The following is a 23,924-nucleotide window of genomic DNA, read 5'->3' on the forward strand; positions in this document are numbered from 1 at the left end:
ATGCAAATAAAACATATCGAAATTAAGGATATTACCCTTGAATCACAACCTACCACCTCAACGACCGAAGCTTCCATCTGGAAAACGCTGTTGTTACAAGGTGTCTGGAAAAATAATGCGACATTAGTGCAGTTACTTGGATTATGTCCTTTATTAGCGGTATCAAATACCGCTACCAATGCTTTAGGTCTAGGTTTAGCAACAATGATCGTATTAATCTGTACAAATAGCATTGTTTCACTTTGTCGAAAAATTGTGCCGAAAGAAATTCGTATTCCAATTTATGTTATGATCATTGCAACCACAGTAACCGCAGTCCAACTTTTAATGAATGCTTATACCTATCCGCTTTATCAGGCATTAGGGATTTTTATTCCTTTAATTGTAACTAACTGTATCATCATTGGGCGAGCGGAAGCCTACGCCTCGAAAAATACAGTGATGCTTGCTGCATTTGATGGCTTTGCTATGGGACTAGGTATGTTACTAACGTTGGTGATACTAGGTTCTTTGCGTGAAATAATTGGTAAAGGAACGCTCTTTACTGGATTAGATCAATTACTGGGAAGTTGGGCAGAACATTTCCACTTAACCTTATTTCATACTGATAGCAAATTTTTACTCGCAATTCTTCCTCCTGGAGCATTTTTAGGATTAGGAATATTGCTTGCACTTAAAAATATGATCGATCATAAAAAGAATAGGCTTTAATAATTATGAATAAACAAAAAAGGATCGAAATCTTAACACGTTTGCAACAACAAAATCCTCATCCAACTACCGAGTTAAACTACAACTCAGTTTTTGAATTATTGATTGCAGTGATCCTCTCTGCACAAGCAACAGATGTTGGCGTCAATAAAGCCACTGCTAAGCTTTTTCCTGTTGCTAACACCCCACAAGCAATTCTTGATCTGGGTATAGATGGATTAAAAAGCTATATCAAAACTATTGGTTTATACAACAGTAAAGCAGAAAATATTATCAAAACCTGCCGTGATTTAATTGAAAAACACCAAGGTGAAGTACCTCAAACTCGATCTGAACTTGAAGCACTCGCTGGTGTTGGGCGAAAAACAGCGAATGTTGTTCTCAATACAGCTTTTGGGTTACCAACCATCGCAGTCGATACGCATATTTTTCGTGTATCTAACCGTACTAATTTTGCCCCGGGTAAAAATGTCGTTGAAGTGGAAGAAAAGCTCAATAAAGTTGTACCCGATCAGTTTAAAGTAGATGTTCACCACTGGCTCATACTTCATGGACGTTATACTTGTATCGCTCGCAAACCTCGCTGTGGGGCTTGCTTAATTGAAGATTTATGCGAATACAAAGATAAAACGGAAATCTAAATACCCCATTTCTATTTTTAACAAGGTGCAAATTCCTTATTTGCACCACCATTTTTTATTGATAGGTTATCTATGACAACAAAAAAACAACGACAAACCTGGTCGAGTAAATTAACTTACATTTTAACAGTTGCTGGTGCTACTGTTGGCTTTGGAGCAACTTGGCGTTTTCCCTATTTAGTCGGAGCGAACGGCGGTGGCGCCTATGTTTTACTTTTCTGTATTGCAATGCTTTTAATCGGTATTCCAATGATTTTAGTTGAAAATGTGATCGGTCGTCGAATTAGAGTCAATGCAATAGATGCTTTCAGTGGAACAACAAATGGGCAAGCAATAGCCAAGTATTGGAAAATTATTGGCTATCTGGGATTACTCGGTGCATTTTGCATAATGTCATACTATATGGTACTTGGCGGCTGGGTAGTTAACTATATCGTGAGCCTTATCGATGGAACACTCAATGTAAGCAATCCTCTTACAGCTAGCCAAACAAAAAACTTTTTTACTCAAAGTATTACCTCTCAACCTTGGCTTATTTGTTTCTATACTTTTTTATTTGTCTTTGCTAACTATATTATTCTAGTCAAAGGGGTGATTGATGGTATTGAAAAATCAGTGAAATACCTTATGCCCCTCCTCTTTATCTTCTTAATTTGTATGGTGATACGCAATATTACTTTACCCGGTGCTTGGGAAGGTATTCGTTTTTATCTTCAACCTGATTTTAGTAAAATAACCCCTAAATTATTTATTTTTGTCTTAGGGCAAGTCTTTTTCGCTCTCAGTCTTGGTTTTGGTGTCATCATCACCTTATCAAGCTATCTCAATAAAGGCGAAAACCTAGTACAAACAGCAATTATCACAGGTTTTACTAATACTATCATCGCCGTTCTCGCTGGTTTTATGATATTCCCTTCTCTATTTAGTTTTGGCATAGCACCAAATTCAGGACCTACTTTAGTATTCCAAAGTTTACCTATTGTATTTTCGAATATGTGGGCAGGAAAAATATTTGCGATCATATTTTTTACTTTATTACTGATTGCCGCATTAACTACTTCATTAACTATTTATGAAGTACTAATTACGGCACTGCAAGAAAAAACTAAAATGAACCGCCGTCTAGCAATTCTATTCGTTTTAGGTTCAATTTTTATCTTAGGAAATATTCCCGCTATCTTAAGTTATGGTCCGTGGCATCATATTTCTATTTTCGGACAGAATATTTTCGATGCTTTTGATTTTCTCAGTGGTAATATTCTCTTTATGTTAACCGCTTTAGGTTGTGCGATTTTTGTTGGTTTTGTAATCAAAGAAGAAGCAAAACAAGAATTACGTCTTTCCCCTAATTCCCGCTTTGCAACTATTTGGTTTAACTATGTTAAATATATTGTCCCACTTATTATTTTCACTATATTTATTAGTAATTTAATTTAAAATCAAAATAGCCCATTCTCTACTGGGCTATTTTATAAATAACACTAAAATTTAAAATATTTTTAATTCACTCAAACTTAATCTCTAAGAGTAAAACCTGCTTTCTTATACTCATAAGCTATTAAAAAATACAATTAAAATGTCGAATAATAAATTTATTGCAATAAAAAAGGATGCTTAAGCATCCTTTTTTATCTTAATCTAAAATTAAAGCGCTGATTTTGCTTTTTCAACTAAAGCAGCAAACGCAACTTTATCAAATACTGCGATATCAGCTAAGATCTTACGGTCAATTTCAACAGATGCTTTTTTCAAACCATTGATAAAACGGCTGTAAGATAATCCATTTTGACGAGCTGCTGCATTGATACGTGCAATCCATAATTGACGGAATTGACGTTTACGTTGACGACGGTCACGATAAGCATATTGACCAGCTTTGATCACTGCTTGGAATGCAACACGATATACACGAGAACGTGCACCATAATAACCTTTAGCCGCCTTAAGCACTTTCTTATGACGAGCTCTTGCGATAACACCACGTTTTACACGGGCCATAGGAATCTCCTTTGTCTATATTTTAAATAATCTATAACTAAACGTTGCAAAAACCTAGTGGCTTATGCGTATGGTAAACAAGCTACTACTAAAACCTGATCAGCTTTAGCAACCATTGATTTATGGCGTAGATGACGTTTACGCTTAGTTGTTTTCTTAGTCAAAATATGACGTAAGTGAGATTGTTTACGTTTAAAACCGCCAGAAGCTGTTTTTTTAAAGCGCTTTGCAGCACCACGTACTGTTTTAATTTTAGGCATGAGAATTTAACTCCGCATTGTTACTCTGTTAATCAATAACAGAAAGTTTACTCAACTAATAACTAGGCGAACTAAGATAAGATAAAATTTATCTTAATCTAGCTACTTGAATTGCACTAATTATTTCTTTTTAGGGGCAAGTACCATAACCATTTGTCTTCCTTCAATTTTTGAAGGTGATGATTCAACAACTGCTAAATCTGACAAATCAGTTTTGATACGTTCCAACATTTCGATACCAATTTGTTGGTGAGCCATTTCACGGCCACGAAAACGTAGCGTAATTTTGGTTTTATCCCCATCTTCTAAGAAGCGAATCAGGCTGCGTAGTTTTACCTGATAATCGCCTTCATCAGTACCGGGACGGAATTTTATTTCCTTCACCTGCACAACTTTTTGCTTTTTCTTCTGCTCTTTTGCAGTTTTGCTCTTTTCATAGAGGAATTTACCGTAATTCATAATACGGCAAACTGGAGGTTCTGCATTAGGGCTAATTTCTACTAGATCAAGATCGGCTTGCTCTGCCATATCTAATGCTTGTTGAATACTTACAATTCCCGCTTGCTCACCATCTTGGTCTATCAAACGGACTTCTTTCACCCGAATTTCATCATTAATACGGTTCGGGCGATTCGCTTGAACACGTTTTGCAGTTTTAATAATCTTATTCCTCTACAAATGCTAAAAAGAAGATCATCTGCATCAAATGCAGATGATTATATATACGATATAACCCTAATCTTAGGACGGCGGAATTTTATAGGATTTTTTTTAACTATGCAAGTATCTTAAACTGTTTTATTTTTATTAAAATCTTATTTGGCATTATTAAACATAAAATAACTTGCAAATTAATTTCACAATTTAATTGTTTTCAAATCAATATAGCTCAGAAAAATATCTAAATAAATTCGCTTATTATTCAAGATAGATTATTAATTATTTAAATATACAATATTTTTATATTTTCTTACTATTTATCTCTGATAATAGATAGTAAAAAATGACTATTTCAAATGACCAACTCAAATAATACTAAAAAAGCTTAAAAAAATATTATTTCAATATAAATAAAGGCAGAAAATTTTCTGCCTTTATTTTATTGATGATTATTCTTCATTAAGTAATTTTAGTTCTCGATTTTTTACTTGAGTTTTTAGGCATGCTAAAAATTCATCGATAGTAAAACTACCTAAGTCTTGCCCTTTGCGAGTGCGAACAGCAACTTTACCTGCTTCAATCTCTTTATCACCACAAACTAGCATATATGGTACACGGCGAAGGGTGTGTTCACGAATTTTAAAACCAATTTTTTCATTACGTAAATCTGATTTTACCCGTAAACCTGCATCACTCAATTTTTTTGTTACCGCTTGTACATAGTCGGCTTGACTATCAGTGATATTCATAACAACCGCTTGCGTTGGTGCTAACCAAGTTGGGAAAAACCCTGCATATTCTTCTGTAATGATACCGATAAAACGTTCTAATGAACCTAAAATCGCACGATGAATCATTACTGGTGTTTTACGTTCATTATCTTCAGCAACATAAGAAGCATTTAAACGCCCCGGTAATGCAAAATCTAATTGGATTGTACCACATTGCCATTCACGTTCTAAACAATCTCTTAATGCAAACTCAAGTTTAGGCCCATAAAATGCGCCTTCACCTTCTTGAATCTGATACTCAAGATTATTATGTGCTAATGCTGCAGCTAAGCTCGCTTCAGCTCGATCCCACATTTCATCTGAACCAATTCGTTTTTCTGGACGAGTAGATAATTTCACCTCAATATTAGAAAAGCCGAAAGTGCTATATACATCATAAACCATCTTAATACAGCTTGTAACTTCACTCTCTATTTGATCTTCGGTACAGAAAATATGTGCATCATCTTGAGTAAAGCCTCTCACTCGCATTAAGCCATGAAGTGAACCTGATGGTTCATTACGATGACAAGAACCAAATTCTGCCATACGCAGTGGTAAATCACGATAAGATTTTAATCCCTGATTAAAGATCTGTACATGCCCCGGACAATTCATTGGTTTAATAGCATATTCACGATTTTCCGATGATGTAGTAAACATCAGATCACCGTAATTTTGCCAATGCCCTGTTTTTTCCCATAACACACGATCCATCATAAATGGACCTTTCACTTCTTGATAATCGTATTCTTTTAATTTAGTCCGAACAAAGGTTTCTAATTCACGGAAAATTGTCCATCCATCATTATGCCAGAATACCATTCCCGGTGCTTCTTCTTGCATATGATATAAATCTAATGCTTTCCCAATCTTACGATGATCACGCTTTGCTGCTTCTTCTAAACGTTGGAGATAAGCAGCGAGTTGTTTTTTATCCGCCCAAGCTGTTCCATAAATTCGTTGTAACATTTTATTATTACTGTTACCACGCCAATATGCACCTGCAATTTTTTGTAATTTAAAATGATGACAAAAACGCATATTCGGTACATGAGGTCCACGGCACATATCAATATATTCTTCATGATGATATAACGCTGGCGTTGCTGTTTTTTCAATATTTTCATCTAAAATAGCTAATTTATAATCTTCGCCACGTGCCGCAAAAGTATCTCTCGCTTCCTGCCAAGTAACAGGTTTTTTGATTACATCATAATTTGTTTTTGCTAACTCAAGCATACGTTTTTCAATTTTTTCAATATCGTCTTGAGTTAATGAGTGTTCTAGATCAACATCGTAATAAAACCCATTGTCAATCGTTGGACCAATTGCCATTTTTACATTTGGATATAGTTGTTTAATCGCATGACCTAGTAAATGAGCACAAGAATGGCGAATAATTTCTAAACCATCTTCATCTTTGGCTGTAATAATTTCTAAGTGGCAATCTTCGGTAATTAGATCACAAGCATCTTTACGTTCACCATTTACTCGTCCAGCGATACAAGCTTTTGCAAGACCACTACCAATACTTGCTGCTACTTCAAGAATTGAAATAGGTTGTTCAAATTGACGTTGAGAACCGTCAGGTAAAGTAATAATAGGCATTAATTTTTTCCTTACAGTGGTAACCCATACTAGAGGTTACTTGTTATTAACAAATCACTATTCCCTGTAAAATAAAAAGATACGGTAAAATACTATCTTGACAAGCTTATTACCGTATCAATGACTACTGAATATAAAAAGGGAAATAATCAAACAAAGTACGATCTTTCGATCAAGTCCATTTTTATAACACCTACAATGTGTCATAGAAATGAGCTTGCCATTCTAACATAGTAAAATAGCAACTTCAGCTACAAAAGTTTAAATTTTAAACTAATGTTTAAAAACTTTTGGCTTAAACCCTTGTTCTTGTAAATAAAGAACTTGTAATTTACTCATTACACCACGATCACAATAAAGCAGATAATTCTTACTTTGATCTAAGTTTGCATATTGAGTTGATAATCGATAGAAAGGCATTTCAATCACCTTCGCTCCTTCGATTCTTAATGGTTTTTCATCACATTCTTCTGGGCTACGAATATCAAGAATAACATCATTCTCACCCAATACAGCTGATTCTTCAACTTCAACAATATCTTGAGCCGTTTGCTCTGCAATTTGTCGAATATCTAAATAGGTCGCTTGTTGCACTACTTCATCTAGCAAATCAAAATTAAAATTTTGTTCTTCTTGTTCAATACGAGATTTAACCGCTTTCACAGTTGGATTTTTTGAAATCACTCCACAAAATTCTGGCATTGATTTTGCTATATCATCAGTGCCAATCTCTTTAGCCATTGCAATAATTTGCTCTTTATCATGAGTAATTAAAGGGCGTAATACTAAACTTTCAGCTGCTTGATCAATTAAACGTAAATTAGTTAAGGTCTGGCTAGATACCTGCCCTAATGCTTCTCCAGTAACAATAGCTTGAATACCAAAACGCTCTGCGACTTTAGATGCGGCTCGCACCATCATTCGTTTTAATATGACCCCCATTTGTCCATTGTCAATTTTTTCTAAAATCTCAGCGACAATAGGTTCAAAATTTATTGCAACAAAGCGTACTTTATGCGAGCCACTATATCGTTGCCAAATATGATAAGCCATCTGTTTTACGCCAATTTCGTGGGCAGAACCACCTAAATTGAAGAAACAATAATGTACTCGACAACCACGACGAATCAACATATAACTAGAAACCCCCGAATCAAATCCACCTGAAATCAAGGATAAAACATCTTCTTGTGTCCCAATCGGATACCCACCTAACCCTTGATGGCGTTGTTTAATCAATAGCATCTGATTCTGTTCTATATCAATACGTACTGTTACATCTGGTTTAATTAAACGCACCTTAGCACTTTCAATATGCTGATTTAGACCACCACCGATATAACGTTCCGCTTCAATTGAGGTAAAATCATGTTTTCCTTTACGCTTTACTCTGACACAAAATGTTTTATTCTCTAATTCATCTCTTACTTGCTGAAGGGTATGTTGAAAAATATCGTGTAGTGTTGTGAACGTTTTTTCCTCAACTTCTAGAAAATGATGAATACCGGGGATACATTGTAAGGTTTCAATTAATACTTGACGATTATTTTCATCCTTAGAACGTACTTCGATATAGTCCCAATGACGAACTACAGCGACACTCTCATCACATTTCTTTAAAACATTACGAATATTTCCCGTTAAAATTTTAACAAAGCGTTTCCGAACGGATTCGCTTTTAATCATAATTTCAGGAAAAAGTTTAATTACAAATTTCATATGTCACTTTAACTTATTTAGTAATAAAAAATTGAAATATTATACACTAAAATTGATAAAAAAGCAGAATCTTCAAGAAGATAGGAGATTAACATTCAAACATAAAACGACATTTAATCTCCTAATTGATAAACAAATGTTTAGACACGTCGAGCTTGCCAGAATACTTTTTTCCAGTAACTATTATTCAAAGATGAATAAGTCACCCCTTTGCTTGTGGAAGCATGAATAAAATGCCCCTCTTTCACATAAATACCAACATGATAACCATTTGGTCCTTGTCCTGTTTTGAAGAAAACCAAATCTCCAGTTTGAAGCTGATCTTTTGTAATTCGGATACCTGCTTTTGATTGCCCAACTGTGGTACGGGGTAAGTGAACCGTAAACCCTTCTGCAAAAACTCTCATAACAAAAGCTGAACAATCTATTCCACGATGAGAATTACCACCCAATCGATATGGCGTATTCTCCCACTGTTTATACTGTTCATCTAAGGTCATTAAGGTATAAATTTGATCTGAAAGAGAACGCTTGTTAGTAGAAATAGATTGAGAACTAGAGCAGCCACCCAAAAACACAATAAAAAATAAAATACCACTTAGTCTTATCAGATTTTTGATCATCACGCTTCCTTAAGATAAAAAAAGTACCTAGATATTAGGTACTTCTTTATACTTACTATCTTTTATTTAACCTTCGCATTTTCGACCCGAGCTCTTAACTTCTGCCCAGATTTAAATACGACTACACGACGTGCTGATACTGGCACACTTTCTCCTGTTTTAGGATTTCGTCCCGGTCGAGAGGCTTTATTTCGTAGTTCAAAGTTGCCAAAACCTGATAGCTTAACATCTTTTCCAGATTCCAAAGCGACACGTAGTTGCTCAAAAAAGCTATCAACTAGAATTTTAGCCTCTTCTTTGCTCAAATCCAGTTTCTCAATCAAGTTTTCAATGAGTTCATTTTTGGTCAAAGTCATAAGTTAATCTCTCAAATAAGCATTGAACCGTGCCTTCAATTCAGATAAAACTTTTTCAATTACTAAGTTAATATCATCATCTTCCAGCGTTTTTTCATTATCTTGTATCGTTAATGTGATCGCTAAACTTTTCTCTCCTTCTGGAATACCAACGCCTTGATAAACATCAAATAAATTCACTTGAGTTAATGTTTCACCACCAGCTATACGACAAGCTTGCAATACTTCTGCTGCTGCTACATCTGTTTTGACAACTACTGCTAAATCTCGTTTATTGGCAGGAAAACGAGAAATCTCTTTTGCTTGAGTAATTTCTTGCCGTGAAATTTTATCCCAAAGAATTTCAAATACAATCGCCGTACCATTTAAACCGAGTTGTTTGCTAATCTTTGGATGTAAAGTCCCAATAAAACCAATTTCTTCGTCATCACAGACAATAGCAGCTGACTGCCCGGTATGTAACGCAGGATATGTTTTTGCGATAAATTGAACTTTCTTTCCAATATTAGTTAAGTCTAAAAGACTTTCTAGATCTCCTTTTAAATCAAAAAAATCAACCGTTTCTGTTTTACCCAACCAACTTTCTGCTTTTTTCGTACCAGTAATTACAGCTCCTAATACAACTTCTTGTCGAATCCCTGCTTCTGCATTTGTATCAGGAATAAAGCGTAACCCTGTTTCAAATAAACGAATACGATTTTGTTGGCGATTTTGATTATATACCACAGCACCAAGTAATCCTGTTAGTAATGATACTCGCATCGCTGACATTTCTTGTGAAATAGGATTTGGCAACACTAAAGCATCTTGTTCTGGATGTAATTTTTGCTGTATTTTGGGATCAACAAAACTATAAGTTACTGCTTCTTGATAATCACGATCGACCAATGCAGTTTTAATTCGATTCAGTTCAAGATCAGCCTCTTGATGTGCTCGCATAGTTAAGTGTGCTAAAGGTGCACAATTTGGAATATTGTTATAACCATAAATTCGAGCAACTTCCTCGATCAAATCTTCTTCTATTTCAATATCAAAACGTTTACTTGTCGGTTTTACATGCCAAGTATCATTCGCATAGTCAACCGAAAAGCCTAAACGGGTTAAAATATCTGTTACCGTTTCCGTGTCAATATGATGACCTAAAATACGATCTAATTTAGATCGAGTTAATTGTACTTGATGCAAGCTTGGTAAATATTCTTGATTAACTACTTCACAAATTTCGCCTGCATTACCTCCGCAAATTTCAAGTAATAAAGCAGTTGCTCTTTCCATTGCACAACGTTGTAATTCAAAGTCAACACCACGTTCAAAACGATGAGATGAATCCGTGTGTAATCCATATTGGCGAGCTTTCCCTGCGATAGCTAATGGGGCGAAAAAGGCAGATTCTAAAATGACATCTTTCGTTGTTTCACTAACACCACTTTTTTTACCACCAAAAATACCCGCTATTGCTAGTGGTGCATTTTGATCTGCAATAACTAAGGTATTTGCTTTTAATTTAGCTGTCGAACCGTCCAAAAGAACCAATTCTTCACCTTCATTTGCCATACGAATTTGAATCGGTTGAGCCACTTTTTCTGCATCAAATGCGTGCATTGGTTGACCAAGCTCTAACATGACATAATTTGTAATATCAACCACTGGATCAATTGAACGAATACCACAACGACGTAATTTTTCTTGCAACCATAAAGGTGATTGGACTTGAGGATTAATATTTCTAATAACACGAGCTAAATAACGAGGACAAGCTTGTGGTGCTTGTAAATTAATCGTAACTTTATCACTGATAGTTGACGTAACAGGTACGATATTAATAGGAGTTAATTCTGCCCGATTAATAACTGCAACTTCATTTGCAATCCCTGCAATACTTAAACAATCCGCCCGATTTGGGGTAAGACTAATTTCAATTTGTTGATCATTTAATTGTAAATAATCACGCAAATCCGTCCCTACTGGTGCATCAAGAGGTAATTCAATAATCCCTTCGGCTTCAACATCAATCCCTAACTCACTAAAAGAACATAACATACCTTCTGATGGTTGACCACGTAACTTAGCTTTTTTTATTTTAAAATCACCAGGTAAAACGGCACCAACCGTTGCACAAGCCACTTTTAACCCTTGACGGCAATTCGGTGCACCACAAACAATATCTAATAATTGGCCACCACCGACATTGACTTTAGTTACTCTTAATTTGTCCGCATCTGGATGTTGCTGACATTCAACCACTTCCCCAACTATAACGCCACTAAATGTACCAGCAACATTTTCCACACCATCAACTTCTAAACCTAACATTGTAATTTGTTCACACAGTTGTTCAGTGCTAATTGCTGGATTCACCCACTCTCTCAACCATAATTGACTAAATTTCATTCATTATCTCCCACACCTAAATTATTTGAATTGTTTTAAGAAACGTAAATCATTTTCGAAAAAAGCTCTTAAATCAGTAACGTTGTAACGTAACATAGTTAATCGCTCCACCCCCATACCTACGGCAAAGCCTGAATATTCATTTGGGTCAATACCAACATTACGCAATACATTAGGGTGAACCATACCACAACCTAATACTTCTAACCACTTACCATTTTTCCCCATTACATCAACTTCTGCTGAAGGTTCTGTGAATGGAAAATATGATGGACGGAAGCGGACTTGCAAATCTTCTTCAAAAAAGTTACGCAGAAAATCGTGTAACAAGCCTTTTAACTCAGTAAAATTCGCTTTTTTATCTACAAATAACAATTCAATTTGATGAAACATTGGGGTATGGGTTTGATCATAATCATTACGATAAACTCGTCCCGGTGCAATCACTCGAATAGGGGGTTGTACTTTTTCCATTGTACGAATTTGCACGCCTGAGGTTTGAGTCCTCAATAATCTTTCTGCATCAAACCAGAAAGTATCATGATCAGCTCGAGCGGGGTGATGAGCAGGGATATTTAACGCATCAAAATTATAATAATCTGTTTCAACTTCAGGGCCATTTTCAACAGAAAAGCCTAATTCAGAAAAGAATTTAACCACACGATTAATGGTAATAGATACTGGATGTAAGCCACCATTTTCAACTTTTCGTCCAGGCAAACTAACATCTAATCTTTCTGCTACTAACTTCGCTTCCAGTTCAGCTTCCTCTAACTCAACTTTTTTCGCATTTAATGCATCTTGAGCTTGCTGTTTTGCTTGATTAATTTTAGCACCAACTGCAGGACGTTCAGCTGGATCCACATCTCGTAAACCTTGCATTAAAGCAGTAAAAGGCCCTTTTTTACCAAAATATTCAACTCGAATTGCATCAAGTGCTTTTGCATCATTTGCTGCAGCAATTGCAGTTAATGCTTGTGCGGTAATCTGTTCTAGATTTTGCATATTTCCTCTACTTATCTGTCAACTATTCCATCACTTGCATAATCCAAGCATGATCAAACACAACTTAAACAACAGCAAGCAACAAAACAATTAATATTAAAGTTCAACTATAATTCCACTAATAATAATCGTAAAACCTATAAAAATCATCTTTTATTTATCTGCTAAAAATAAAATTTTACTATTAATTTCAATAACTCCCCTGTTTTAGTTAGCGATGCTATCTATTTTAATATTATTTAATACGGTAGCCTTTCTAAATAGTTTCCATTAAAAAAGTAACAGCAGAAACCATATACCTCTGTATTATTACATTTTGAATGTGCTATAATTTACACAGTCTTTAAGAAACAGAGGTTTTATTCATGAACAAATTGACTAAATTAACAACCGCTTTACTACTTGCTGGCGTACTCACCGCTTGTGCAGATCTTGATAGTTCCTTGAAAGCTACCGATCAAAACTACCAACAATATGTCAATACCACTGCAGAATATAAAGTGAATGAACAATGGTGGAAAAATTATCACGATCCACAATTAGATCAACTGATTGAAACCGCTTTAAACAATAATCTTAATTTAGCTAAAAGTGCGATTGCTGTAAATTTAGCACTCTATAATGCTAATTTAATTGGTGCCGACTTAGTACCAACTTTTAGTGGTAAAGGCAGCACTTCTGCGACGAAAGATTTACAACATAATGGAAATAGCCAAATAAATTCTACAGCCCAATTTAATCTAAGTTATACCCTTGATTTATGGAGAAAATTATCTGATGCAACTTCAGCAGCAGAATGGGAACATAAAGCAACAGTAGCGGATCTTGCTGCGGCACGCTTAGTATTAATCAATGCGGTTGTAAATACTTATTACACCCTAGCCTATTTAAATAGTGCAATTAATGCCACACAAGATTCTGTTACATACTACAAGCAAATCCAAAATGTTATTGAAAATAAATACAAAGCAGGGATAACCGACGATCTTTCAACAGCACAAGCAATGCAAGCTGTGTTAGTGGCACAAAATAATTTACTTTCTTTACAATCTCAACGAGAAACTGCATTAAATACTATGCGGAATTTATTAAATTTAAAACCTAATCAACCATTAAATTTAACTTATCCAGATATTTTAAAAGTCAAAACTATTGGTGTAAATCTTGATGTACCTGTTTCCGTCATTGCTAATCGTCCTGATGTACAAGCCGCTAAATACCGTTTACAAAGTGCATTCAAAAGTGCCAAAGCAACCCAAAAAAGCTGGTTTCCATCAGTTTCTTTAGGTGCTAATTTAAATATTACAGGTACTCATCTTAATGATATTACAGATACTGTAACAGGCAGTGGCTTAATTGGTATAAGTTTACCTTTCCTTTCTTGGCAACAAGTCAAATGGAATGTCAAAATTTCGGAAGAAAAATATCAACTTGCCTTAATTAATTTTGAACAAGCTATTACTTCCGCATTAAATGAAATTAATAAATTATATTTTAACTACCGTCAATCGGGGAATAGTTTAAAGAATATTCAAGAAAAATATAATTATGATCGAAAAATCAGTAGTTATTATAAAAAACGTTATGATGCGGGTATCTCAGAATTAAAAGATTGGCTTACTGCCGAAAATACAGCAAAAATTGCTGAGATTTCATTATTAAATGCTAAATATAATCAAATTAAAAATGAAACAGCAGTTTATCAGGCTATGGCTGGTTACTATTCTAAATAAGCGCTAAGAAATATCCTACATACCCTGTTTAAATAACGGGGTATTTTTTCGGCGTTATTCTATAGTAAGAAAGTGAAATTAATAACTAGTATTGATGACTAGAATAGGTTAAAAGAGCATTGACAAAAGGAAATAAGGTATGGAATATTATTTGTACTTGCGTAGCCCGTCTGGTGAGAAAATGATTGCAACTGATACAGAAGGCTATTTATTAAATATAAATGACTGGTCAAAAGAAGTTGCAATCGCAATAGCAGAAAAAGAAAATTTAGAATTAACTGATGCTCATTGGGAAGTTATTACGTTCATTCAAAATTTTTATGCAGAATATAAAACCTCACCCGCCATTCGTATGTTAGTCAAAGCAATGGCTCAAAAATTTGGCGAAGAAAAAGGAAATAGCCGTTATCTACAACGTTTATTTCCCGATGGACCGGCAAAACAAGCAACCAAATTAGCAGGGTTACCAAAACCCATTAAATGCCTATAATAATATTCAAAATAAATGATAATCATTCGTATTATCATTTGATGGAGAGATTAGTATAGGCAATTATCTAAAATAATTTAAGGAAACATTATGTTAAAACGTACTATACTTTTCTCTACACTTATCTCCCTAGCTGTTAGTGGTATAACTTTCGCTAAACCCTTCAAAGTTGTTACCACTTTCACTATTATTCAAGATATTGCACAAAATGTTGCTGGGGATTCAGCTATTGTTGAATCAATTACTAAACCGGGAGCTGAAATCCATGACTATCAACCAACTCCAAAAGATATCGTGAAAGCACAATCTGCAGACCTCGTTTTATGGAATGGAATGAACTTAGAACGTTGGTTTGAAAAATTTTTTACTAATATCAAAAATAAACCAGCAGTCATCGTTACCGAAGGTATTACTCCTCTTTCAATTTATGAAGGTCCATACAAAGATTTACCTAATCCACACGCTTGGATGTCCCCATCAAATGCCTTAATTTATATTGAAAATATTCGTAAAGCATTGGTGAAATACGATCCCCAAAATGCGGATAAATATAATCAAAACGCTGCAATCTATGCAGCCAAAATCAAAGCACTTGATGCACCATTACGCCATCGTTTCGATCAAATTCCACCAGAAAAACGTTGGTTAGTTACCAGTGAAGGGGCGTTTTCTTATTTAGCCAATGATTATGGCTTAAAAGAACTTTATTTATGGCCAATTAATGCAGATGAACAAGGTTCACCACAACAAGTAAAAAAAGTTATTGATAAGGTAAAACAATACCATATCCCAGTTGTATTTAGCGAAAGTACCGTATCGGATAAACCAGCTAAACAAGTAGCCAAAGAAACCGGAGCTGCTTATGGTGGCGTGCTTTATGTTGACTCACTCTCAACTGCTGATGGTCCAGTTCCAACTTATATCGATCTACTAAAAACAACAGTGAGTACCATTGCTGATGGCTTTAAAAAATAGGAGTATATGTTATGCAGTTAAGCCACCAAGAGACCTCGGTATCAATTAACGTTGATAATATTACTGTTCGCTATAATAACGGTCATACCGCCATTCACGATCTCTCATTTTGTTTATCTGGCGGGACAATTTGTGGTTTAGTTGGGGTTAATGGGAGTGGAAAATCCACTCTCTTTAAAAGTATTATAGGGTTAGTTCGTCCACAGATTGGTAAAGTTGAATTATGTGGTTTACCAGTAAAAACGGCTTTAAAACGTAATTTAGTGGCTTATGTTCCTCAAAGTGAAGAAGTAGATTGGCAATTTCCTGTGTCTGTTTATGATGTCGTAATGCAAGGGCGTTATGGCTATATGAACTTTTTACGCCAAGCAAAAGATGCGGATAAAATCGCCGTACAACAAGCAATGGAGCGTGTGCAAGTTTCTCATCTTGCAGATCGGCAAATTGGCGAGTTGTCTGGCGGTCAAAAAAAACGTGTCTTTTTAGCACGAGCTTTAGCACAAGCAGGAAAAGTGATCTTACTTGATGAACCATTTACAGGTGTTGATGTCAAAACAGAAAATGCAATTATTGACTTATTACAACAATTACGAGCAGAAGGACATTTAATCCTAGTTTCAACCCACAATCTTGGAAGTGTCCCAGATTTTTGTGATCAAGTTGTGATGATCAATCGTACCATAATTGCTGCTGGTGCAACGAATACCACCTTTACACAAGCAAACCTTGAAAAGGTCTTCAGTGGTGTGTTACGGCACGTCAAACTACTTGGTCAAGAATTACACGAAGATCAAGATGAACGAGCCGTAACTGTTCTCACAGATGATGAACGTCCAGCAGTATTCTATGGGAAAGCAAAAGATGATCCCCCTGCCCCAATAGTTAAACACTGCAACAATGACAAGGAGTAACAACGAATGTTAGCTCTCTTAGTTGAACCATTTCATTATAATTATATGGTTAAAGCAATCTTAGTCAGTGCGGCAGTAGGTGGTGTTTGTGCTTTTCTTTCATCCTATTTAATGCTAAAAGGCTGGTCTTTAATTGGAGATGCGCTCTCTCATTCAGTAGTACCGGGTGTAGCCATCGCTTATGCTTTAACATTACCCTATGCAGTGGGTGCCTTCTTTTCAGGTTTATTGGCGGCGATATCAATTCTTTCAATCAAAGCCATTACTAAATTCAAAGAAGATGCCATCATTGGTTTTATCTTTACCACTTTTTTTGCACTTGGATTATTTATTATTTCACTTAATCCAACATCAATTCGTGTTCAATCGATTATTCTAGGGAATATTCTAGGTATTGCAGATAGCGATCTTATTCAAGTATTGATTATTTTAGGTATTTCATTAGGTTTATTATTAATCTTTTGGAAAGATCTACTCCTAATCTTTTTTGATGAAATTCAAGCTAGTTCTGTTGGCTTAAATCCAACCTATTATAGAATTTTATTTTTTACCCTACTCAGTGCTTGCATTGTTACCGCACTCCAAACTGTTGGAGCAATCTTAGTCATTGCTATGGTAGTAACACCGGGAGCGACAGCTTACCTATTAACCGATCGTTTTGGTAAATTGGTTTCATTAGCAGTCTTATTTGGAGCAACAACATCAGCTGTTGGTGCATATCTAAGTTATTACTTAGATGGTGCAACAGGGGGATTAATTGTGAGTTTACAAACCCTACTCTTTTTACTCGCCTTCTTTTTTTCACCAAAATATGGGTTATGGGGAAAAGAACGAAACTCACATAAAAAATCTTTAGCTAAAAATACAAGCGTTGGGGAATAAGATGGGAATAGTTACAACATTCTTTAATGGTCTATTGGAGCCATTTCAATATCCTTTTATGCAATACGCACTTGGTACAGCTTTGATGATTTCGGCGGTTTGTGCTGTATTATCTTGCTACCTCGTCTTAAAAGGCTGGTCTTTAATGGGTGATGCCATTTCTCACGCAGTATTACCCGGTGTTGTCATTGCTTATATCCTTTCCATTCCACTTTCAATTGGTGCATTCTTTGCAGGGTTATTTTGCGCTGTTTCGGTTGGGTTTATCAAAAATAACTCAAGAATAAAAGAAGACACTGTGATGGGGATTGTCTTTTCAGGTATGTTTGCCGCAGGGTTAGTTCTGTTTAGCAAAATAGAAACTGATCAACATTTATTGCATATTCTTTTTGGTGATATTCTTGGTATTTCATTTGAACAGATGCTGCAATTTAGTATTCCTGCTGCATTTATCTTACTGATTGTCTATCTTAAAGGTAAAGATCTCCTCCTCTATTGCTTTGATGCTAACCACGCTAAAGTGATTGGCTTAAATACCACTTTACTCCACTATGGTCTATTAAGCCTGTTAGCGTTAGCAATTGTTGGTGCAATGCAGATTGTTGGTATATTACTGGTGATTGCAATGCTAATAGCCCCGGGGATTACTGCAGCAGTTTTAACCAAACGTTTTGATAAGATGCTCCAAATTGCACTAAGTGTTTCGTTGGGATCAACGATAAGTGGTATCATCATTAGCTACCACTTAGATGCCTCGCCGGGTGCAACAATTGTATTGGTTCAAGCCTGTTGTTTTTTTAGTGCTGTTGTTATCAGCCGAATACGATTGAATCGTTTAACCACAGTGGAAAACACACAAAAATGCAAAACTAATTAGCATAATCATAAGCCTAATTCTTAATTAGGCTTATTTTTATCCTCTATTTCTACCGATATATTTGATAAACAAGACATTTCTTTTTTATACCAAGAGATAAAATGAGCAAAATTTAGAAGACATTTTTGTATTTAATCAAAAACTTGATATAAAAAATAAAATTTTTGTTTTCATTTTATAAACTTTTGCATAGGATAGGCAGGTTAATTAGGTGGTATGCCTAAAGAATATAATTTTAATTATCAAGGAGTATCTAAATGAAATTAAAATCCTTTGCGTTGGCTATTATGCTTGCTGGTGCCGCTGTTTCTAGTTTTGCCGCTAATCTTAGTAGCTCATCAAACATTACATTTTTAGCGATTGATGGAAAAAAACCTGAAAAATCAGTAAATAAAATGCACAATGTAAATTTAAGTGATAATCAAACTCATCAAGTGGTTGTCAGAGTTTCTGAAATTGTACGCAACGGCTCCGATAGAACATTATTTGAATCAAGTCCTATTATTGTTACTTTTGAAACTACAAATCAAGATCTTACGTTATCTGTACCTCGCATTGATACAGCACGTGATGCAGATAAATTTAGTAGTAATCCAAAAATCACGCTGAAAAATACAAATGGTCAAGAAATTAGCTCTAAACAAGAAGTGCTAAAACAAGAAGGTTTATTCCCTGATAGCCATATTTTAGAAGATCTAGCAACGTATAACACCGCCAAAAATACAGCATCTGTGTATGGCTTTGCAACAACGGTTATTCCAGCAATTCAGCAAGGCTTAGGTAAAACCACAAAAGGAAAAGTAACAGTCCAAGGCGAAAATGTTGCAGAACAGATGTTACAATACTGGTACCAGCAAGCAGATAAACAAACTCAAGCTCGTTTCTTAAAATGGGCTAATCAACTTAAGTAAGAAAATTTAATAATAAAATAAAGCGGGCAAAAGCTCGCTTTTTTACGTTCAATTCAATAATTAATTAATACTTTATTAGAGAAATCATATGCAAACGACCTTTCGTACACTCAATAAATATAAAAATATTGCTCTTGTAGCTCACGATCACTGTAAACAAGATTTAATTAATTGGTGTCAAAAACATTCGGCATTATTAATCGAGCATAAATTATTTGCCACTGGTACCACTGGGCATTTAATTAATAAAATGACAAAGCTTGAAATTCATAATTTATTAAGTGGCCCGATGGGGGGTGATCAACAACTTGGTAGTTTAATTGCTGAAGGTAAAATTGATATTTTAATTTTTTTCTGGGATCCAATGAGTGCCGCACCTCATGATCCTGATGTCAAAGCATTAATGCGTATAGCAAATGTTTGGAATATACCAACAGCGACTAATCAAGCAAGTGCAGATTTCTTAATTTATAGCCCATTATTTAATACAGAAACTAAAATAAAAATCCCAGATTACGCTGGTTATTTAGCTGAACGATTACAATAATAATATTTAAATTCTAAGGTAATTTATGGACTATCAAAGCCCTTTGTATTTATTTCGAACTTGGTTTAATACTAAAATTATTGCCATTATTCCCATTTTTATTGCTGTAAATATCGCTGCTATTTTTGTCTGGTATTTTGAGATTACTAAAATTAGTATGCCCTTAATTCTAGGGGTTATCGCAGGGGGGCTTGTTGATTTAGATAATAATTTAAAAGGGCGAATCTCTAATTTATTTTATACACTTATCGCATTTTCAATTTCATCATTAATAGTGCAATTAACCTTTATTAATCATTCTTTATTTATTCTTAGTATGGCACTTATGGCTTTTACTTTTACCATGTTTGGTGTCATAGGACAACGCCATAATACCATAGCCTTTGGCTCGTTAGTTGTCTCACTTTATACAATGTTAACCTATAATGATGCACAGATTTGGTACCTTAATTCCGTATTAATTTTAATCGGTACAATTTTATATAGCCTATTATCAATGCTGATTTATCTGTTATTTCCATTACGCCCTATTCAAGAAAAACTAGCAAAAACTTTTTTTGATCTCGCAGAATATTTAGATTGTAAAGCATCTTTTTATGATCCTGATGATGATCTAAGCCATCTCAATAAAAAGCAACTTACCTTAGCAATGAAAAATAGCCAATTAATTGATAGCTTTAATAATTGTCGTACATCCCTGCTCTATCGGCTTGGCAGCCAATATTATCATAACAATACAACACAAATGATTAATCAATTTTTTGCGGCACAATCTATTCATGAACAAATGAATTCTAATTATTTTCGCTATCCTGAATTACTCCAAGAATTAAAATATAGTGATCTTCTTTTTCGTATTCAACGTTTATTAGAATTACAAGCGCAAGCATGTCGAGATATTGCAAATGATCTCCAACAACACCGTCAATACCACTACAATCAACGTTTGGAGCAAGTATTTAATCACCTTGAAGCCTCTTTTGAACAATATCGTCAATCACATCAGCAAAGTAAAAATTTAGCTAATTTTGCAATTCTGTTAACCAGTTTACAATCTATTAATCACCAAATTCGTTATCTCAATGACAATAATTCCGCTCAATCAAATGATTCTATCCTTTCTTTACAAGCTAAAGAAGAACACACCTTAAATTTAAAAGAGATTTGGCAGTTATTAAAAAGTCAATGTAGTTTTGAATCACAATTCTTTCGCCACGCATTACGCTTAGCCATAGTCGTTGCAATTTGCTGTTCAATCGTAAAAGGTTTAAACCTAGAACGTGGATATTGGATTTTATTAACCGCTGTTTTTGTTTGCCAACCGAATTACACTGCCACTCGAACTCGTTTAAAACAACGAATTATTGGGACATTACTTGGCGTACTTGTTGGCTCTCTGCTACCTTATTTTACTAGCAGTATTGAAAGCAAACTAGGCATTGTTGTTGCCACCAGTACCTTATTCTTATTTTTCCGTACCAATAATTATAGCTTTTCAACTTTCTTTATCACGATCCAAGTCCTAATGAGTTTTAATATTCTAGGCTTAGATATTGCTTCCGCTATCATACCAAGAGTAATTGATACGCTAATAGGCTCAACAATAACTTGGCTAGCTGTTTCCTATTTATGGCCAGATTGGAAATATTTACGCCTTGATTATATTTTAGATAAAACCATTAAATATGATGCACGTTATCTTCTAATTGCAATTGTACAATTACATTTTGGCCAACGAAACAATAGTCAATACCGTCAAATTTATCATATGGTATATAACAGTGCTTCAGCTTTAAGCACCACGGTCTCTAATATGAATTATGAAGCAAATAAAGATCGAGATAGACTCAATAATGCCTTTGAATTACTTAAATTAAATTCCTCTTTGGTAAGTTATATCACTGCATTATCTGCTTGTTATCAACATATTAATACACACTTCCCAGCTGACTTATACTTATTAGCACGCCGTTTAATGACCCTATTAGAACAATTAGACAGGTTGGAGCAAACTGAATTTAACGATAATATCACCAGTATTCAAAAAGGGTTAACTGAATTCAGTATGCTCCCTGAAGCAGAAAGTAAAGGCTTTAATCTGCCTGTACAACAACTACAAATGCTTACACAGGTATTGATACTCTTTTATACCGCCTATCATCAAGAAAAATGCCTAACAAAAAATAGTTCCAAATAATATGATAAGCCATGCTTTATTCTTGCAAAGCTAACGCATTTTCTTCTAGCTCGTCTGCCATTGAAGCTAAAGCTACTCTGGTTAAACGAGCTAATGCTCGATAAAAAACCGTCTTAGCATGTGCTTCAATTTTTCCCAGAAATTTGGCCATTGTTGGTAATAAATATTGTTCAAATAACTGCTGTTGAGCCTGTAACGAACCGCTATTATCTTCTAACCAAGAAGCAGTTAAAAGTAATAAACCAACTTGATCAGCTTGTGCAACATCTGGAATGCCTCTTTCTTGGCGAAAAGCAACAAACTGCTCGACTGAAATAGCATAATCACTAATACGAAAACTTACCGCTTGATTAAGTGTTTGATAATCTTCAACTAAAACCGCAAGATCTTGTTTTTGTTGCAACTGTTTTAATGCAACTGAAATTTGATCATCCTCAACCAATGCCCAAACCTGACTCAACCCTTGCTGTTCTAACCACTGTAATACCCCTGTTAGCACGGGATCTTGAGGGGAACGGTAAAATAAATTCCCAAATAAGCGACATAATAACGAAAAATCATTAATTTGATTTGACATAACTACTCCATTACATTTAAACGATAACAATTTTAATCATAGGTATAATATTTCGCTAAGAATAAGCATTTCATTTATAATAAAAAATTTTAACGATATTCAAAGGAAAGAGAAAGTGAAATATATTGGTGCCCACGTTAGTGCTGCTGGTGGTGTTGAAAATGCGGTTATACGTGCAGTAGAAATTAATGCAAATGCTTTTGCTTTGTTTACAAAAAATCAACGTCAATGGCAAGCACCTGCTTTAAAAAAAGATACCATTGAGAAATTTAAACGCTTCTGTCAGGTCCATCATTTTACCCCAGATCAAATTCTCCCTCACGATAGCTATCTCATTAATCTTGGACACCCTGAAACAGAAGGATTAGAAAAATCTCGTTCTGCCTTTATTGATGAAATGGAACGTTGTAATCAACTAGGCTTAACTCGACTTAATTTCCACCCGGGAAGTCATTTAAAAAAAATTGATGAACAAGCCTGCTTACTGCGAATTGCTGAATCAATTAATCTCGCCATAAGCCAAGTGCCAAATGTTATGGCTGTAATTGAAAATACTGCAGGACAAGGCTCTAATCTAGGTTGGCAATTTGAACATCTAGCTAAAATTATTGAATACGTGGAGGATAAAAGTCGTGTTGGTGTATGTTTAGACACTTGCCATACTTTTTCTGCAGGGTACGACATCAGTACAACGCAAGGTTGCGAACAAACTTTTAATGAATTTGAACAAATAGTAGGTTTCCAATTTTTAGCAGGCATGCACCTAAATGGTTCAAAAACACCGCTTGGTAGCCGAGTTGATCGACACCACTGTTTACAACAAGGCACTATTGGTACGGCCGTTTTTGAATATATTATGAATGATAATCGCTTTGATCGTATTCCCTTAATTTTAGAAACAATTAATCCTGATATTTGGAAAGAAGAAATAACTTGGTTACGCAGCTTACAAAATTAAAAATCATACATCATATTCTATTTATTTTTTAATTTGTTTGAATTATGTTCAAAAATAATTTGAACATAATTCTATATTTAAATAATTAAAGATCTAAAAAGATATAATCTTCTCTAAATAT

The 23,924-nt window shown here is 34.8% G+C and carries 23 protein-coding genes; 13 read left to right on the forward strand and 10 right to left on the reverse strand.

Features of this window, described 5'->3' with window-relative positions; translation table 11 throughout:
* From CEP47_RS04020 to CEP47_RS04030, 3 genes are all read left to right on the forward strand, one after another.
* Positions 1–711, forward strand: a complete 711-nt coding sequence (locus tag CEP47_RS04020; RefSeq protein ID WP_261920839.1) for an electron transport complex subunit E — start codon at positions 1–3, stop codon at positions 709–711.
* 5 nt (positions 712–716) lie between these two features.
* Positions 717–1,352 carry an endonuclease III gene (gene nth / locus CEP47_RS04025; protein ID WP_261920838.1) on the forward strand — a complete coding sequence of 212 codons (636 nt, stop codon included), beginning with the start codon at positions 717–719 and terminating at the stop codon, positions 1,350–1,352.
* Positions 1,353–1,424: 72 nt separating this feature from the next.
* A complete protein-coding gene (locus CEP47_RS04030; RefSeq protein ID WP_261920837.1) occupies positions 1,425–2,789 on the forward strand; it encodes a sodium-dependent transporter in 1,365 nt (454 codons plus the stop codon).
* 207 nt (positions 2,790–2,996) lie between these two features.
* Here CEP47_RS04030 and rplT read toward each other — a convergent pair whose 3' ends face one another.
* The 9 genes from rplT to pheS all read right to left on the reverse strand — a co-directional run bounded on the left by rplT (position 2,997) and on the right by pheS (position 12,745).
* The gene (gene rplT / locus CEP47_RS04035) at positions 2,997–3,350 is read right to left on the reverse strand and encodes a 50S ribosomal protein L20 (RefSeq protein ID WP_066108956.1); all 354 of its coding nucleotides are present in this window, start codon (positions 3,348–3,350) and stop codon (positions 2,997–2,999) included.
* A gap of 62 nt (positions 3,351–3,412) precedes the next feature.
* Entirely contained in the window at positions 3,413–3,610 is a 198-nt protein-coding gene (rpmI, locus tag CEP47_RS04040) for a 50S ribosomal protein L35 (RefSeq protein WP_005596065.1), read from the reverse strand.
* A gap of 120 nt (positions 3,611–3,730) precedes the next feature.
* A complete protein-coding gene (gene infC, locus CEP47_RS04045; protein WP_456085534.1) occupies positions 3,731–4,273 on the reverse strand; it encodes a translation initiation factor IF-3 in 543 nt (180 codons plus the stop codon).
* A 446-nt stretch (positions 4,274–4,719) separates the two neighbouring features.
* Entirely contained in the window at positions 4,720–6,651 is a 1,932-nt protein-coding gene (thrS, locus tag CEP47_RS04050) for a threonine--tRNA ligase (RefSeq protein ID WP_261920836.1), read from the reverse strand.
* A 273-nt stretch (positions 6,652–6,924) separates the two neighbouring features.
* A complete protein-coding gene (gene thiI, locus CEP47_RS04055; protein ID WP_261920835.1) occupies positions 6,925–8,370 on the reverse strand; it encodes a tRNA uracil 4-sulfurtransferase ThiI in 1,446 nt (481 codons plus the stop codon).
* 140 nt (positions 8,371–8,510) lie between these two features.
* Positions 8,511–8,993, reverse strand: coding sequence for a C40 family peptidase (locus CEP47_RS04060; protein WP_261920834.1), 483 nt, complete (start codon positions 8,991–8,993; stop codon positions 8,511–8,513).
* A 62-nt stretch (positions 8,994–9,055) separates the two neighbouring features.
* Complete coding sequence (locus CEP47_RS04065; protein WP_261920833.1) at positions 9,056–9,349, reverse strand: integration host factor subunit alpha; 294 nt, start codon at positions 9,347–9,349, stop codon at positions 9,056–9,058.
* A gap of 3 nt (positions 9,350–9,352) precedes the next feature.
* Positions 9,353–11,740, reverse strand: a complete 2,388-nt coding sequence (gene pheT, locus CEP47_RS04070; protein ID WP_261920832.1) for a phenylalanine--tRNA ligase subunit beta — start codon at positions 11,738–11,740, stop codon at positions 9,353–9,355.
* A 21-nt stretch (positions 11,741–11,761) separates the two neighbouring features.
* Positions 11,762–12,745, reverse strand: coding sequence for a phenylalanine--tRNA ligase subunit alpha (gene pheS, locus CEP47_RS04075; protein WP_261920831.1), 984 nt, complete (start codon positions 12,743–12,745; stop codon positions 11,762–11,764).
* Positions 12,746–13,110: 365 nt separating this feature from the next.
* Here pheS and tdeA point away from each other — a divergent pair, with 365 nt between their 5' ends.
* From tdeA to yccS, 9 genes are all read left to right on the forward strand, one after another.
* Positions 13,111–14,478 (forward strand): toxin/drug exporter TdeA, encoded by a 1,368-nt coding sequence (gene tdeA / locus CEP47_RS04080; RefSeq protein WP_261920830.1) that lies wholly within the window; start codon positions 13,111–13,113, stop codon positions 14,476–14,478.
* Positions 14,479–14,617: 139 nt separating this feature from the next.
* Positions 14,618–14,968, forward strand: a complete 351-nt coding sequence (locus CEP47_RS04085) for a TusE/DsrC/DsvC family sulfur relay protein (protein WP_261920829.1) — start codon at positions 14,618–14,620, stop codon at positions 14,966–14,968.
* Positions 14,969–15,058: 90 nt separating this feature from the next.
* Positions 15,059–15,943, forward strand: coding sequence for a metal ABC transporter substrate-binding protein (locus CEP47_RS04090; protein WP_261920828.1), 885 nt, complete (start codon positions 15,059–15,061; stop codon positions 15,941–15,943).
* A gap of 11 nt (positions 15,944–15,954) precedes the next feature.
* On the forward strand, positions 15,955–16,854 hold the full coding sequence (locus CEP47_RS04095; protein ID WP_265482675.1) for an ATP-binding cassette domain-containing protein: 900 nt from the start codon (positions 15,955–15,957) through the stop codon (positions 16,852–16,854).
* Positions 16,855–16,860: 6 nt separating this feature from the next.
* A complete protein-coding gene (locus CEP47_RS04100) occupies positions 16,861–17,736 on the forward strand; it encodes a metal ABC transporter permease (RefSeq protein ID WP_261920827.1) in 876 nt (291 codons plus the stop codon).
* Between the two features lies 1 nt (position 17,737).
* Positions 17,738–18,613, forward strand: coding sequence for a metal ABC transporter permease (locus tag CEP47_RS04105; protein WP_261920826.1), 876 nt, complete (start codon positions 17,738–17,740; stop codon positions 18,611–18,613).
* A gap of 257 nt (positions 18,614–18,870) precedes the next feature.
* Positions 18,871–19,524 carry a curli polymerization inhibitor CsgI-related protein gene (locus CEP47_RS04110; protein WP_261920825.1) on the forward strand — a complete coding sequence of 218 codons (654 nt, stop codon included), beginning with the start codon at positions 18,871–18,873 and terminating at the stop codon, positions 19,522–19,524.
* Positions 19,525–19,612: 88 nt separating this feature from the next.
* Complete coding sequence (locus CEP47_RS04115) at positions 19,613–20,071, forward strand: methylglyoxal synthase (RefSeq protein WP_261920824.1); 459 nt, start codon at positions 19,613–19,615, stop codon at positions 20,069–20,071.
* A gap of 25 nt (positions 20,072–20,096) precedes the next feature.
* Positions 20,097–22,268: a YccS family putative transporter gene (yccS, locus tag CEP47_RS04120; RefSeq protein ID WP_261920823.1), complete on the forward strand. Its 2,172-nt coding sequence runs from the start codon at positions 20,097–20,099 to the stop codon at positions 22,266–22,268.
* Positions 22,269–22,284: 16 nt separating this feature from the next.
* Here the strand turns inward: yccS and CEP47_RS04125 are convergent, their stop codons facing one another.
* Positions 22,285–22,845, reverse strand: a complete 561-nt coding sequence (locus CEP47_RS04125; protein WP_261920822.1) for a TorD/DmsD family molecular chaperone — start codon at positions 22,843–22,845, stop codon at positions 22,285–22,287.
* Positions 22,846–22,960: 115 nt separating this feature from the next.
* Between CEP47_RS04125 and nfo the strand changes: the two genes are divergently transcribed.
* The gene (gene nfo, locus CEP47_RS04130) at positions 22,961–23,803 is read left to right on the forward strand and encodes a deoxyribonuclease IV (protein WP_261920821.1); all 843 of its coding nucleotides are present in this window, start codon (positions 22,961–22,963) and stop codon (positions 23,801–23,803) included.
* Positions 23,804–23,924 lie beyond the last annotated feature (121 nt).

It is taken from the genome of Mergibacter septicus, assembly GCF_003265225.1.
Lineage (GTDB): Bacteria > Pseudomonadota > Gammaproteobacteria > Enterobacterales > Pasteurellaceae > Mergibacter > Mergibacter septicus.